At 74.3% G+C, this 13,468-nt stretch carries 11 protein-coding genes; 10 read left to right on the forward strand and 1 reads right to left on the reverse strand.

What is annotated here, in order from left to right; translation table 11 throughout:
- Window positions 1-49: 49 nt before the first annotated feature.
- Window positions 50-946 (reverse strand): Ppx/GppA phosphatase family protein, encoded by an 897-nt coding sequence (locus H958_RS44510; protein ID WP_051325090.1) that lies wholly within the window; start codon window positions 944-946, stop codon window positions 50-52.
- Between the two features lie 33 nt (window positions 947-979).
- Here H958_RS44510 and H958_RS0131710 point away from each other — a divergent pair, with 33 nt between their 5' ends.
- The 10 genes from H958_RS0131710 to H958_RS0131755 all read left to right on the forward strand — a co-directional run bounded on the left by H958_RS0131710 (window position 980) and on the right by H958_RS0131755 (window position 13,467).
- The gene (locus H958_RS0131710) at window positions 980-1,834 is read left to right on the forward strand and encodes an ABC transporter ATP-binding protein (RefSeq protein WP_037412519.1); all 855 of its coding nucleotides are present in this window, start codon (window positions 980-982) and stop codon (window positions 1,832-1,834) included.
- Window positions 1,835-1,839: 5 nt separating this feature from the next.
- Window positions 1,840-2,607 carry an ABC transporter permease gene (locus tag H958_RS0131715; protein ID WP_028061595.1) on the forward strand — a complete coding sequence of 256 codons (768 nt, stop codon included), beginning with the start codon at window positions 1,840-1,842 and terminating at the stop codon, window positions 2,605-2,607.
- A gap of 164 nt (window positions 2,608-2,771) precedes the next feature.
- The gene (locus tag H958_RS0131720; RefSeq protein WP_156028442.1) at window positions 2,772-3,665 is read left to right on the forward strand and encodes a recombinase family protein; all 894 of its coding nucleotides are present in this window, start codon (window positions 2,772-2,774) and stop codon (window positions 3,663-3,665) included.
- A 104-nt stretch (window positions 3,666-3,769) separates the two neighbouring features.
- Entirely contained in the window at window positions 3,770-6,817 is a 3,048-nt protein-coding gene (locus H958_RS0131725) for an Agd3-related carbohydrate-binding protein (protein ID WP_156028443.1), read from the forward strand.
- The gene (locus H958_RS0131730; protein ID WP_028061598.1) at window positions 6,814-7,191 is read left to right on the forward strand and encodes a hypothetical protein; all 378 of its coding nucleotides are present in this window, start codon (window positions 6,814-6,816) and stop codon (window positions 7,189-7,191) included. Before H958_RS0131725 ends, H958_RS0131730 begins: the two co-directional genes overlap by 4 nt.
- Complete coding sequence (locus H958_RS0131735) at window positions 7,178-8,668, forward strand: DUF3492 domain-containing protein (RefSeq protein WP_028061599.1); 1,491 nt, start codon at window positions 7,178-7,180, stop codon at window positions 8,666-8,668. The genes H958_RS0131730 and H958_RS0131735 overlap by 14 nt, the downstream gene beginning before the upstream one ends.
- A complete protein-coding gene (locus H958_RS0131740; RefSeq protein ID WP_028061600.1) occupies window positions 8,665-10,167 on the forward strand; it encodes a hypothetical protein in 1,503 nt (500 codons plus the stop codon). The genes H958_RS0131735 and H958_RS0131740 overlap by 4 nt, the downstream gene beginning before the upstream one ends.
- The gene (locus tag H958_RS41880) at window positions 10,164-10,934 is read left to right on the forward strand and encodes a spherulation-specific family 4 protein (RefSeq protein WP_051325091.1); all 771 of its coding nucleotides are present in this window, start codon (window positions 10,164-10,166) and stop codon (window positions 10,932-10,934) included. Before H958_RS0131740 ends, H958_RS41880 begins: the two co-directional genes overlap by 4 nt.
- A complete protein-coding gene (locus H958_RS0131750) occupies window positions 10,931-12,553 on the forward strand; it encodes a YncE family protein (protein WP_028061601.1) in 1,623 nt (540 codons plus the stop codon). The genes H958_RS41880 and H958_RS0131750 overlap by 4 nt, the downstream gene beginning before the upstream one ends.
- A gap of 2 nt (window positions 12,554-12,555) precedes the next feature.
- Window positions 12,556-13,467, forward strand: coding sequence for a hypothetical protein (locus H958_RS0131755; protein ID WP_037412188.1), 912 nt, complete (start codon window positions 12,556-12,558; stop codon window positions 13,465-13,467).
- Window position 13,468 lies beyond the last annotated feature (1 nt).

Consider the following 13,468-nt stretch of genomic DNA (forward strand, 5'->3'; position numbering starts at 1 on the left):
CGCACCCCCCGAGCGTCAACCACGTGTTACGGCGAACGCCGCCACGCCGTCATGCCCCGGACCCGCGGTCTCCGGGGCGAGGCCCCGCCATGTCCAGGAGCACCCCCTCGCGCAGGCCGCCGCGCCCGATCTGCAGCGGCAGGCCCAGGAGCTGCGCCGCGGCGTCCAGGGCGAGCAGGCCGGCCGGGAGGAGCTTCACGCGCTCGTGGTCGAGGTCGTAGCGCGTGGCGACCTCGGCGGCCGGCGCGCCGCACAGCACGCCCAGGGCGCGTTCCAGCGCGCCGGGCTCGAGCACGGGCCCGACCAGGCGCCGCAGCGACGCCGCGCTGCCGCCGACGGCCACCGCGCTCTGCACCGCGGGCGGCCGCACGCCCTCGAGCGCCGCGGCGGCGTGCTCCCGCACCGCCGCCAACTCGCCGGCGCCCGGGGGGTCGCCGTGCAGGTAGGTGTCGGCGAAGAAGCCCGAGCCGAAGTCGAACGACTCGCACCACTCCACCCCGCCGGCGACGGTCCCGACGGCGATCTCGGTCGAGCCGCCGCCTACGTCGACGACCGCGACGCGCCCGCGCAGCGGCGTTCCCAGCGTGCGCGTGGCGCCCAGGAACGCGAGTCGCGCCTCCTCCTCGCCGTCGAGCACGCAGACGTCCACGCCGCCGTGCGCGCGCATCGCGGCGCAGAACTCGGCCTGGTTGGCCGCACGCCGGATCACGGCTGTGGCGACGGTGCGGACCACCGCGCCGAGCCCGTCGGCGACCGCCCGCTGCGCGGCCACGACGCGGGCCGTCTCGGCGATCTTGGCCGGCGAGATCGTCCCGCCGGCCCGCAGCCCGCGGCCCAGCCGCGTGAACGCCTTCTGCTGGAGCACCTCCTCCAGGCGGCCGTCGCGCGCGTCGGCGACCAGCACGCGGGTGGTGTTCGTCCCGATGTCGATGCAGCCGTAGAGCATGGGCGCTCGGGCGATGTTGCCATGATGGAAGCGATGACGAGCGGGGTTCCCGCGATCGAGGTGCTCGGGCTGCGCAAGGCGTACGGTCCGCACGAGGCGCTCCGCGGCGTCGACTTCAGCGTCGCGCGTGGCGAGGTGTTCGGCCTGCTCGGGCCCAACGGTGCCGGCAAGACCACCTGCGTGGAGGTCCTCGAGGGCTACCGCGAGCGCTCCGGCGGCTCGGTCAGGGTCCTCGGCGCCGAGCCCGGATCGCGCGACCTGCGCGCCCGCGTGGGGATCGTCCTGCAGAGCTGCGGTACCTATCCGCACCTGAGCGTGCGCGAGACCGTGAGCCATTGGGCGACGCTCTATCCCGCGCCCCGCGACGTCGACGAGGTGCTCGCGCTGGCTGGGCTCGAGGAGGTCGGCGGGCGCCGCGCGCGGGTGCTCTCCGGCGGCCAGCGCCGGCGGCTGGACTTCGCGCTCGCGCTCGTGGGCGATCCGGAGCTGATCTTCCTCGACGAGCCGACCACGGGCTTCGACCCCGCGGCCCGCCGCGCGGCCTGGGACGTCGTGCGCGCCCTGCGCGACCTCGGCAAGACGGTCGTGCTGACGACGCACTACCTCGACGAGGCACAGGCGCTGGCCGACCGCGTCGCGATCCTCAAGGACGGCCGCATCCTCGCCGAGGGCCCGCCGGACTCGCTCGGCGCGACGCGCTACCGCGTCGCCTGGCGGGACGCCTCCGGCACGATGCTGGAGCGCTTCACCGACGACCCGACCGCGCTGCTGCACGAGCTCACCGGCGCGGCGCTGCAGCGGGGCGAGCAGCTCGAGGAGCTGTCGGTGACGCGCCCGAGCCTCGAGGACGTCTATCTCGAGCTCACGATGGAGCCCGTGGCCGCATGAGTGCGGTGCCCGCGGGCGCGCCGCCCGGCTGGTGGGGCGCGGCGTGGCGCCAGTTCCGGCTCGAGCGCCGGATGTTCTGGCGCAATCCCAGCGCGGCGTTCTTCGGCGTCCTGCTGCCGCTGCTGCTGCTGGCGATCTTCGGCGCCGTGTTCTCCTCGCGCCAGGCCGACCTCGACGTGATCGTGCCCGGCATCGCCGGCATGAGCGTGATGTCGGCGACGTTCACGTCGCTCGCCTACAACCTCACGACGCTGCGCGAGCGCGGGATCCTCAAGCGGCTGCGCGGCACGCCGCTGCCGCCCTCGGCGTACCTGGCCGGGCTCGCCGGCAACGCGCTCGCCAACGCCGTGATCCAGCTGGTGCTCGTGATCGTGGCCGGCAAGCTCGTCTTCGGCGTCGCCTGGCCGCGCGACTGGGGTGCGCTGGTGGTCTTCGCGGCGGCCGGCGTCGCCTGCTTCTCAGCGCTCGGCGTCGCCCTTTCCCATGCGATCCCGAACCCCGAGTCGGCGCCCGCATACGTAAACGCAGTCTTTCTTCCTCAAATTCTCATCGCGGGCGTTTTCTACGACGACGAGCGGGCGCCAAGAATGATTCGAGACATCGCCGAGGTTTTGCCACTCAAACATCTGATCGACGGGCTCTCAGGCGCGATAGTCCACGGAAATGGCTTAGCTGCGCATAGCACCGCTTTTCTGGTGCTGATGGCGTGGACTGCCGTTGGTGCCATTCTCGCCGTGCGCGGGTTCTCCTGGGAGGCCCGCCGTGCTACCTGAGTTGAGTCCGTGCGTAGTTCTGTTCATGTTCTGACACCCGACGTGGGCTAACCCACGTCGTCGCTGGTAGGCCTACCCACGATCTCAACGAGGGAGAAGGTGGCGTGCAACGAGATCGGCCGCGTTTACAGGATGGCGGAAGGCGAAGGACGCGAATCGAAGCGGTGCTGCTGGGTATCGTGCTCGCAGCAGACGGATTGGCGGCATTCGGCTTCGGAGCGCCCGGCTGGCTCGCCGCGCTCTACATAGCGCTCGGATTCGCGCTGGCGGCGGTATGGGCGCGCTACGCCCGCAACCGCGCGGCGGCGCAGACCGCGCACGCGCTGCCGGCCCCCGCGCCGCCGCCTTCCAAGCCGGTCGAGCGCCCGGAGCCGACGCGCCGAGCGCTCGGCTACGTGTGCCTCGACGAGGACGCCGAGGCCGGAGGCCTGGGCGACCGCAAGACCGCGATCCGCGGCTGGTGCGCCAGGCACGGGCTCGAGCTCGCGACCGTCGTGCACGACGACGAGTCCAACGGCGACGGCCGCAGCCGCCCGTCCCTGCGCTGGGCGCTCGAGCAGATCGCCAAGGGCCAGGCCAACCTGCTGGTCGTCTCGCGCCTGCGCGACCTCTCGACCAACGTGGCGAACCTGCCGCCGCTGCTGCGCTGGTTCACCGAGCCGGGCCGCAGCCTCGTCGCGCTGGACCTCAAGCTCGACACCGCCACCGAGGCGGGCCGGCTCGCCGCCGAGGCGCTCGCGGGCGTGGGCGGCTGGGAGCATGAACGCATCTCGGCGCGGACGCGCCGGGGGCTGGAGGCTGCAAGATCGCGCGGAGGCGGCCAAGGGCGAACGGCGGTAGCCGACGTCCCGGAGCTGCACGACCGGATCGCCGCGATGCGGGAGCAGGGCATGACGCTGCAGGCGATCGCCGACACGCTCAACGAGGAGGGCGTGCCCACGCTGCGCGGCGGGGCGATGTGGCGCCCGTCGAGCGTGCAGCGGGCGACCGGCTACCGGCGGCCTTCGTCGCAGGGACGCAGCATCGAGCTGCCCCGCGCCGAACCCGACGGGCACTGAAACGAACTTGCCGCGCGTACGCGCGGCAGGCCGTACGCAAGGGGTCGGAGGTGGATGCCTCCGGCCCCTTGCGCCGTATGGAGCGGCCTCCCTTGAATGAGCACATGAGGGCTGCCCTGCTCGTACTCGCTGCCGTACTCGGCCTCGCCGTCCCCGTCGCCTTGGGCGCCGCTCCCGTGCCCGTGAGCCCGGGACAGCGCATCGACATGAAGGTGCTCCTGCTGTCGGCCGACGGCACCGAGCCCGGATTCGGAGCGTGGAAGGCGGAGCTCGACCGCGAAGGGCTGCCGTACACCGCGATCGTGCGCAAGAGCTCGGCCCCGATCACGGCGGCCCAGCTCTATGACGGCGACCACGCCTTCTACCAGGCCGTGATCCTCGCCAGCGGCGATCTCAAGAGCAACGTGCAGAACCCCAATGGGACGGTCAGCTACCTCTCTGCGCTGACGGACCCGGAGTGGGCGGCGCTCGCGACCTTCGAGCGCACCTTCGGCATCCGCCAGCTGAGCGACTACACGGCGCCCTCGGCCGGGCATGGGCTGCTGGACGTCGGCGGCGCCAACGAGGACGGCAACACCGGCAGCCTGACGGCGGCCGGCAAGCTCGCGTTCCCGTACCTCAAGGGCCCGGTCCAGATCGCCAACGACGACCCGGTCAACGGCGACGCGTTCGGCTACCGCGGCAAGCCGGCCCCGGGAGCCGACTGGCAGTCCCTCCTCAACGCCCCTGACGGCTCCTCGTGGCTCGGGATCTACACGCATCCCGACGACGGGCGCGAGGAGATGGTCATGACCGTCGCCAGCAACCAGTTCCAGAACCACAACCAACTGCTGCGACACGGGATGCTCAACTGGGTCACGCGCGGCGTGTACCTCGGGTACGAGCGCAACCACCTCGAGCTCGACGTCGACGACATCTTCCTCGGCGACGACAAGTGGAACCCGGCCACGAACGTCACCGACTACGACCCGGCGAACGCGATCCGCATGTCGCCCACGGACGTGACCAACGCCGTCGCGTGGCAGAACCGCACCGGCCTGAAGCTGAACATGGTCTACAACATGGGAGGCGTCACCCCCGGCGGCGACCCGCTGCTCACGGCGCTCCAGGGCGCGAAGAACAACTTCCGCTGGATCAACCACACGCTCGAGCATCCGAACCTGGACTGCACGACGGCGAACTACACCGCCGCGCAGCTGACACAGAACCAGGCGCAGTTCAACCAATTGCTCGGCAGCGGCCTCGCGGCCGGGCTCAACGATCCCAGCGAGGCGGTCACCGGCGAGCACTCCGGCATCGCCAACACGCGTCCTGGCAACCCGGGCACGATCGACCCGCCGACCTTCGACACGGCCGACGCCGGCACCGCCGCCGGGTCGCTCGGCGCGGGCTCGTACGAGTACGGCCTCACCGCGACATCGTCGAGCGGCGGAGAGACGACGGCGTCGATCAGCGCGCCGGTCCCCGTGGCGGCGAGCGGCAGCGTCAACCTGACGTGGCCCTCCGTCTGCCATGCGACCACCTACAAGGTCTATCGCCGCCCGGTGGGCGGAGCGTGGACGCAGATCGCCACGGTGCCGCCGATCTCGCCGGCGTTCGATGACAACGGCGCAGTCAACGTCTCTTACAACGACACAGGTGCGGCGGCCGGCAGCGCGATCAACCCGCCGGCGTCCAACGGCGCCGCGCTGGCCCCGTATCCGCAGAACCCGAGCTTCATCCCCGCCATCACGCAGGCCGGCATCAAGACGATCGCCTCCGACGCGTCCAAGGAGTACCCGAACCCCGTCACGGCGACCGCGGTCGGCGAGAGCGTCGCCGGCAACTTCGCCAAGGGCACGATCTTCCAGGACGGGCCGGCGCTGGCGGTCCCGCGTTACCCGTCGAACGTCTATTACAACGTCGCCAACCGGGCTGACCAGCTCGACGAATACAACTGGATCTACACGTCGCCGTCCGGCGGCGGCGGGTGCGTGCCGATCGCCAACGTCACCACGTGCAACGCCGCGCCCGTGACGTGGGCGACGTACCTCAGCAACGAGACGCGGATCATGTTCGGCCACCTGGTCGGCAACGACCCGCGGCCGCACTACGTCCACCAGACCAACATCGCGCAGTCCAGCACGACCGCGGCCGATACCGACACGACGGTGGGCGGCACGCTCTACGCCGTCATCAACACCCTGCTGGCGCGGTATGACGCCGGGTACGACCGCGGCAAGGCGCCGCTGCTGCAGCTGACGCCGGCGCAGATCAGCTCCGCCCTGATGCAGCAGCGCAACTGGGCCGCCGCCCAGGGCAGCGTGCAGGGGTATATCGAGGACGGCGCCGTGCACGTCAAGAACGCCGGCGCGGCGGGCATCGCCGTGCCGCTGACCGGCACGACCGTCGGCACCCCGTACGGCGGCCAGCGCTCCGGCTGGACGACGCTCGCGCCCGGCGCGCAGATCGACGTCACCCCCGCCGAGCCGGCCAACACCGCGGCGCCCACGGTGACCGGGACCGCGCGCGTCGGCGAGAAGCTCACGGCGGCCAACGGCAGCTGGGAGGGCGGCGCGCCGGTGACCTACCGCTACCAGTGGCAGCGCTGCACCAGCACCTGCAAGAACATCCCGGGCGCCACGGCCGCGACGTACACGCTGGCCGCCGCGGACGAGAAGGCCAAGCTGCGGGCGGTCGTGCTCGCGGGCAACTGGGTGTCCTCGGTGAGCCAGGCCGCATCGGCGCAGACCGCCGCCGTCGCCGTCGCGCCGAAGGTCGCCCAGGGCAAGAAGGAAGGGTCCAACGGAGGCCCGAAGACCGGCAAGAACGCCAAGCTCAGGCTGACCAAGCTCAAGCTGAGCCCGCGCCGCTTCCCGGTCGCGCACAAGACCGCGAAGCGCGGCACGCGCCTGGACGGCACGCGCATCAGCTGGAAGCTGAGCAAGGCCGCCAAGGTCAAGCTCCAGTTCCAGCGCAAGGCCGGCAAGCGCTGGGTCACGGTGGGCACGATCAACCGGTCCGCCAAGGCCGGCACCGGCGTCGTGCGGTTCCGCGGGCGCTTCGGCCACAAGCTGCTGGTGCCGAAGCAGTACCGCGTCGTCGTCAGGGCCTCCGCGGGCAAGGAGCGGACCGCCGCCAAGCGCGTGAGCTTCCGGGTGGTGAAGGGGTGAGCGATGAGGATCGCCCGCGCCGCTTCGGGCGCCGGAGGACCGACGCGGCAGGCCTCCAGGTCGAGTCGCTCGTCGCCCTCCGCGCCGAGCTGCTCCTGCTGCGGGAGGAGAACGCACGGCTCAAGGCGGCGCCGCACCGCGGGCCGGACGTCGGCGCCGTGCTGGGGCAGGCCCGCTCGATCCCGGGCGTGCGGACGGACGACGACATCGCGGACGAGACGACGCGGGTGCTCGTAGAGGGGCTCGTGATCCGCGAGTCGCTGCTGGAGCTGTGCAACGAGATCGAGCGCGCGATGGTCGCCTTCGAGGCCCGCCTGACCGCGCTCCAGCCGCCGGCCATCATCAACGGAAGCAACGGGAATGGCGGCGGTTGAGGCATTCGCCCCCGCGGTTCCGGCCGAACCGGCGGCGCCGGTCGGCCGGGCGCGGATCCTGCTCCTGACCGAGGGCACCTACCCGTACCACATGGGCGGCGTGAGCTCGTGGTGCGACCTGCTCGTGAACGGGCTGCCGGAGTTCGACTGGCAGGTGCTGCCGATCGTCGCCCCGCACGGCAAGCCGCCGCTCTACGAGCTCCCGCCTCACGCCCGCGAGGTCGGGCGCATCGAGGTGTGGTCGGAGGCGGCGCCCCGCGGCAGCCGCCGCGGGCCCGCCTGGGGTGAGCTGCCGAGCGTGCTCGCGCGCGGGCTGCTCGGCTGGGATTCAGACACTGACGCCGTCCTCGCGGCATGGATCCGCTGCCGCCGGAATCCGGCGGCGGTGCGCCGCGCGTTCCGCTCCCGTGCGGGCTGGACGGCGTTCGTCGCCGCACTCGGCGAGGTCCTCGGAGAGCGCGTGCCGGAGGCAGGGACGCCGCCGGCGTTGGACCTCGTCGAGGCGGCGCGCCTGTACCAGACGCTCTACTGGATCGCGCGCACGGCGGCCGCGCCGACGCCGCCGACGGATCTGCTGCACGTCACGGCCGCCGGCTGGTCGGCGATCCCGGCGCTCGTGCACCGCGCGCTGTACGGCACGCCGATGGTGCTGACCGAGCACGGCGTGTACCTGCGCGAGGCGTACCTGGCGGCGGCGCGCTCCCACGACTCCCCGGGGTCGCGCTGGACGTCCACGCGGCTGGCCCGCGGGCTCACGCGGGCGGCCTATGCGGGCGCCGACGTCGTGTGCCCCGTGACCGACGCGAACGCGTACTGGGAGATGGGCCTGGGCATCGACCCGGCGCGCATCCTCGTGCTCTACAACGGGCTCGCCTCCCCTGGCGCGCCGACCCGGCCGCGCGGTGGGCTGAACGTGGTCTCGGTGGGGCGCATCGACCCGCTGAAGGACATCCACACACTTCTGAGGGTCGCCGCGGAGACGCTGCGGATCGTCCCGGGCGCCCGCTTCGCGCACTACGGCACCGTGACCGACGGCGAGGAGGCCTACGGCGAGTCCTGCCTGGCCCTGCACGCCCGCCTCGGCCTCGGCGAGCGCTTCCGCTTCATGGGGCGCACGTCGGACCCGCACGGCGTCATGCGCGACGCCGACGTGGTGCTGGCGACGAGCATCTCCGAAGGCCTGCCGATGTCGATCCTCGAGGCGATGAGCCAGGGCCGGCCCGTCGTCTGCACCGGCGTCGGCGGCGTCCCGGACGTCGTCCGCGGCTGCGGCGTGATCACGCCTCCGGGCGACGACCACGGGCTCGCGATGGCGCTCGTGATGCTGCTGCGCAATCCCGACCTCGCTTGGCGGCTCGGCTGCCGTGGGCACGGGCGGCTGGGCCGCCTCTTCAACGAGGCCGCCTGCGTCGACAGATACCGCGACCTGTTGCGCGAGATGACCGGCGCGCGCGGGCGCCTGCGGGTGGTGGCATGAGCGAGCGCTTCGACGGCGCGCCGGCGCCGGTCGCCGTGCTGCCGCGGATCGGCGGCCGCGGCGCGGCGGGCTCGAGCTCGTCCGTCGCACTCGTGGAGGCCAGGCTCGGGCGGCCGGCGCAGGACATGCTCGAGGCGGCGGTCGTGCTGGAGGCGTGGGGCGGCGTCCCTGCCCAGCGAGCGCTCGACATGGGCGCGTCGCTGGTATCGCGCGCCGCGTCCGTGCCCGAGCCGAGCACTGCCGTGCTGCCCCCGGTCGGCCGGCGGCAGGAGCTCGTGATCGAGGGGCTGGCGTTCGTCGTCTCGGTCCTCTCGATCGCGCTCTGGACGCAGCCGCTCGCCGATGCGCTCGGCGCGAGCACGGTCTCGCGCGCGCTGACCGTCGCGCTGCCGCTCGCGCTCGCCCTCCAGTGGGGGCTGCGGCGGCGCTATCTCAGCCGCCCGCGCGGCCTCGCCGAGCTCGCCCGCGCCCGCGCCGGGCTCGCGCTCGGCACCGTCGCCATCGCGCTCGGGCCGTGGCTGGTCTTCGGCCGCGCCGGCGCCGTCGCGGGCCTGCTGACGCTCACGTGGACCGGCAGCACGATCCTGATGGCCCGTGGCTGGAGCGCGGGCTACGCAGCCCTGGTGGTGGCGGCGACCCCGGCGATGGTCGCCGGCTCGGCGCCGCTGGCCGTGCTGGCCGTCACAGCCGCCGTCACAGCCGCCGCCGTCGCCGTCGCCCTGCGGGCGCCCGCGAGTCCCGAGCGCCTGGCCGGCGGCTCCTGGGCGCGCGCGTTCGCGTGCGCGACGCTCGGCGCCGGTCTCGGCGCGATGCTCGTCACCGACTCGAGCGTGAGCTGGAGCACCAGCGCCACGCCCGCGCTGGCCCTCCTGCCGTCGGCGCTCGCCGGCGTATGGGCGGGCCACCGCGTCTGGCATCTCGACCATGCCATCCCCCGTGCTCTCGCCGGCATCCCGGTGATCGAGCCACCCGAACCCGTCATCCGCAGCACCCGACCCGATCCGGAACCGCGCGCCGCCCGACCCGAACCTTCCGCCGGCGGCGCACCACGCGCGCTCCACGCAGTACGACCCGAACCCGCTTCCATCGACCCCGAGCCGCATGGCCCCGCCGTGACGGCCGCGCCGCGCCGCGGCTTGGTGCTCGCCCCGGTCGGCGTCCTGCTGGGCGCCATCGGCCGGCTGATCGGCCTCGCCGCGGTCGGCTCCGTCGTCGTCGCCACGATCCTCCCCGTCGGCTCCGGACTGCTGGCGGCGTTCGCGCTGCTCGCGCTCGCGACGCTGCTGGTGAGCCTCCTCGAGGCGATGGGACGGACCGTCTGGGCGGCGCTGGGAATCACCTGCGCGCTCGCCGCCGAGCTCGCCGTCGGCCACGCCCCGTTCGCCGGCGCCGGCCTCGCCGCGGGTGCGGCGGTCGGCGTCCTGGTCCTGCTCCCGGCCGCCGTCGCGCCGCTCCTGCGGCCGGCGCGGACGCTGGCCACGACCCTGTGGATCACATGATCCGGGGGACGGTGATCGCATCCGCCACCGCGGCGGGGACGCTCCTGGCGGTGACAGTGTTCGCCACTCGCGGCCACGACGGCCGCGCCGCCGCGTGCGCGCCGGACAGCCTGGTTCCCGCCTACCTGCCTCCGCGGGCGATCACCGCGCTCGCGGGCAGCCCGCACCTGCCGCGCCTGCTGGTCGTCAATCCGGCCTCCGGGCCGGGCACCGAGCCGCACCCGCCGTTCCGGGATGCGGTGAGGACGGCGCAGCAGGCGGGCGCGCGCGTCCTCGGCTACGTTCACACGGGCTGGGGCGCGCGCGATGCGGGCGACGTCGAGCGCGACATCGACCGCTACGCCGACTGGTACGGCACCGACGGCGTCTTCCTCGACGAGGCCGCGCACGACCCTGCGCTGGCGGGGCACTACCGGACGCTGGCAGCGCACGCGCGCGCCCGCGGCGCGCAACTCGTGGCGCTCAACCCCGGCGTGGTCCCCGCCCGCGCCTACTTCAGCTTCGCCGACGTGGTCGTGACGTTCGAGGGGCCCTTCTCGGAGTACGAGGACCGCGTGGAGACGATGCCCGGCTGGCTGACCCAGGTGCCGCCCGACCGGATCGCCCACCTCGTCTACGGCGCGACGCGCGAGCAGGCGCTCGAGCTCACCGGCGGCGAGGGGCCGTCGGGCCGGCTGTACGTGACCTCGGGCGCGCTGCCCGATCCGTGGAGCGCGCTTCCCGACTATCTCGCCGACGAGCAGGCCGCGCTCGGAGGATGCACATGAAGCCGCTGTGGTCCGGTGAGCCGCAGGAGGCGACACCCGACCCGTCGCCCCCGCCGCGGCGCCATGCAAGCCTGTACGAGGCGGAGTACGCGAAGCAGCTGCGGCGGATCGAGCGCATCCGCAAGGCCGTCGGCGGCGGCGATGCTCCGAACCCGCCGCGGCGCCCGCACCGCTGGGACGAGCCGCCGCCGCCGGCACCGCAGCCCGGCGAGGCGCCGGAGGACCCGGCGTCGTTCGGCGAGACCCCGGCGCCGCAGGCCGAGCAGAAGCCGGTCGCGCCGCCGCCGGCCGACGACGTGCCGTCCGGCGAGGGTGCCGGACCGAACCCGGAGCGGCCGGCCGAGGAGCCGCCGGACGCGGAGGAGCCAGGGACGGAGCCGGCGGAGGAGCCTCCGGACGCCGGCGAAGCGGCTGACGAGCCGCCGGCAGGCGAGTCGCCGCAGGTGCCGCGGAGCGAGGAGCCGCGGCGCCCCCACCCGCCGGCGGAGCCGTCCCCCGCCGCCGCGCGCCGCGCCCGGCTCGCCGCGGTCGGCCTCGGGCCGCGTGAGCGCCGGGTGAAGCGCATGCACACGATCAACGGCCACATGCGGCAGCCGCCGCGGTCCGAGCCGGCGGTCGCCGGCGCGCGCGAGACCTCCTCGCCGCGCTGGGCGATCTTCGGCGCCGGGCTCGCGCTGCTGGGCATCGGCGCGCTGGCCGTTGCGCTGCTCATCGCCCGCGGCGGCGGACCGCGGCCGGCCATGGTCGCGCTGCCCGGGCCGGCGACGGACCTGGTGGCCGGCGGCGGCCACCTGTGGGCCGCGGCGCCCCAGGCCGGCGCCGTGTGGGTGCTCGACGCCAGGTCGGGCGACCCGGTGGCGCCGGCGATCCGCATCCCGGGCACGCCCGCGCGGCTCGCCGCCGACGGCCGCCAGGCCTGGGCGGCGGACACCGCCAACGCCACCGTCGTGCGGCTGCGCGGGGCGCGCGTCCCGGTGCCCGTGGGCGCCGACGTCGCGGATATCAGCATCGCCGGCGGCCGCGTCTGGACGGCGAGCGCCGATGACGGAATGGTGCGCGTGCTGGACGCCGGCGGCCGCCACCCGCGCGCGATCAAGGTCGGCGGCCATCCGGCCGCGCTCTGCTCGGACGCGCGCAGCGTGGTCGTCGTGTCCTCGGACGGCGCGATCGCGTGGTTCGACGCGCGTGCGCGCAAGGGCGTGGCCGCGGTCCGCGTCGGGGGGACGCCGATCGCGGCCGCGATGAGCGGCGGCGCCGCGTGGTTCGTCGATACCCGCGGCGGAACCGTCCGCCGAGCCTCGCTGCGCTCCGGCGCAGCGACGAGCGGAGGCGTCTCCGGCGGCGGCCCGGTCGCCGGCGGCGCCTCCAGCATCGTCGTCGGTCCCGCGATCGCGGTCGGGCGCCGGCCGGTCGCCATCGCGGCCGCCGGCTCAGAGCTCTTCGTCGCGTCCCGGGGCGACCGCAGCGTCGCGGTCGTCGACGCGCGCCACGGCGTGGTGACGCGGCGCATCGCGCTCGGCGTCGAGCCGGCGGCGATCGCCGTGGCCGGCGACTACGTCTGGGTCGCCGCCGCCGGAAGGAGCGCGATGGCGCGCATCGATCGAAGGAGGCTCACATGATGATGGCGAGGCTCGCCCTGGTGGCCGGGTTGGTGACGGCCGTCGCGGTCGTGCAGCCTGCGCACGCGCAGGCGCCGCCGGGCCCGCCCGGGCCTCCGCCCGGCAACGGGACCGACCTGCCGGCACCGCCGGGGACCGCGCCCGCCTACGTCCCGCCGGGCACGCCCGCCGCCGTCCCCGGGCCGCCCTCCGGCCCCGGGCTGCTGACCGGCAGCGGCGTGGCGCTCAACCGCGCCAGGCGCACCTTCGACGTCGCGCTCGCCTGCCAGGCCAACGGCCGCGTCCGCGTCCGCGCCCGCGGACTTGCGCACGGCACCGTGGCCCGCGGCGGCTACCGCTGCTCGAATGGCCGCGCCAAGGCACGGCTCAAGCTCACGGCCAGGACCGCGTCGCGCCTCGTGCGCCGCCACAGCGTCCCGGCGACCGCGAGCGTCAAGCAGGGCGCCCACACGTCCACGCTCGACTTCAACCTGACGGCCGGCCGGCACCCCGACAACCCCAAGGGCTTCTGGACCGACGGGCACCTGGACTGCTCCGGCGCCTACCTCGTGCAGCCGGATTACACGACCGCGACGCCCACGATGGTGTCGACGCGCGGCTGGCTCGCGTGGTACACGCCACGCGCCGGCTGGCACTGGCTCGGCACCGACGGCGAGAACGCGGGACGCTGGGACACCTGGACGGCGACCGTCCAGGGCATCGCCCAGTTCCATCCCAACGGCCAGCCGGCGCCGAGCCCGTGGACCTGGGGTCCGATCGCGATCCCGCCGGGCAACGGCACCTACGCCGTCGGCGTCTACGAGATCGTCTATTGGGTCGGCGGACACCCCGACTACCAGTGGCAGTACGTCAATGCGGGCACAGCCGGTGCTGCGGCGGCCGGCGGCGGAACCCTCTACTGCACCTATCCCTGAG

The sequence above is a fragment of the Candidatus Solirubrobacter pratensis genome, from assembly GCF_000425945.1.
In the GTDB taxonomy this organism is placed as follows: domain Bacteria; phylum Actinomycetota; class Thermoleophilia; order Solirubrobacterales; family Solirubrobacteraceae; genus Solirubrobacter; species Solirubrobacter pratensis.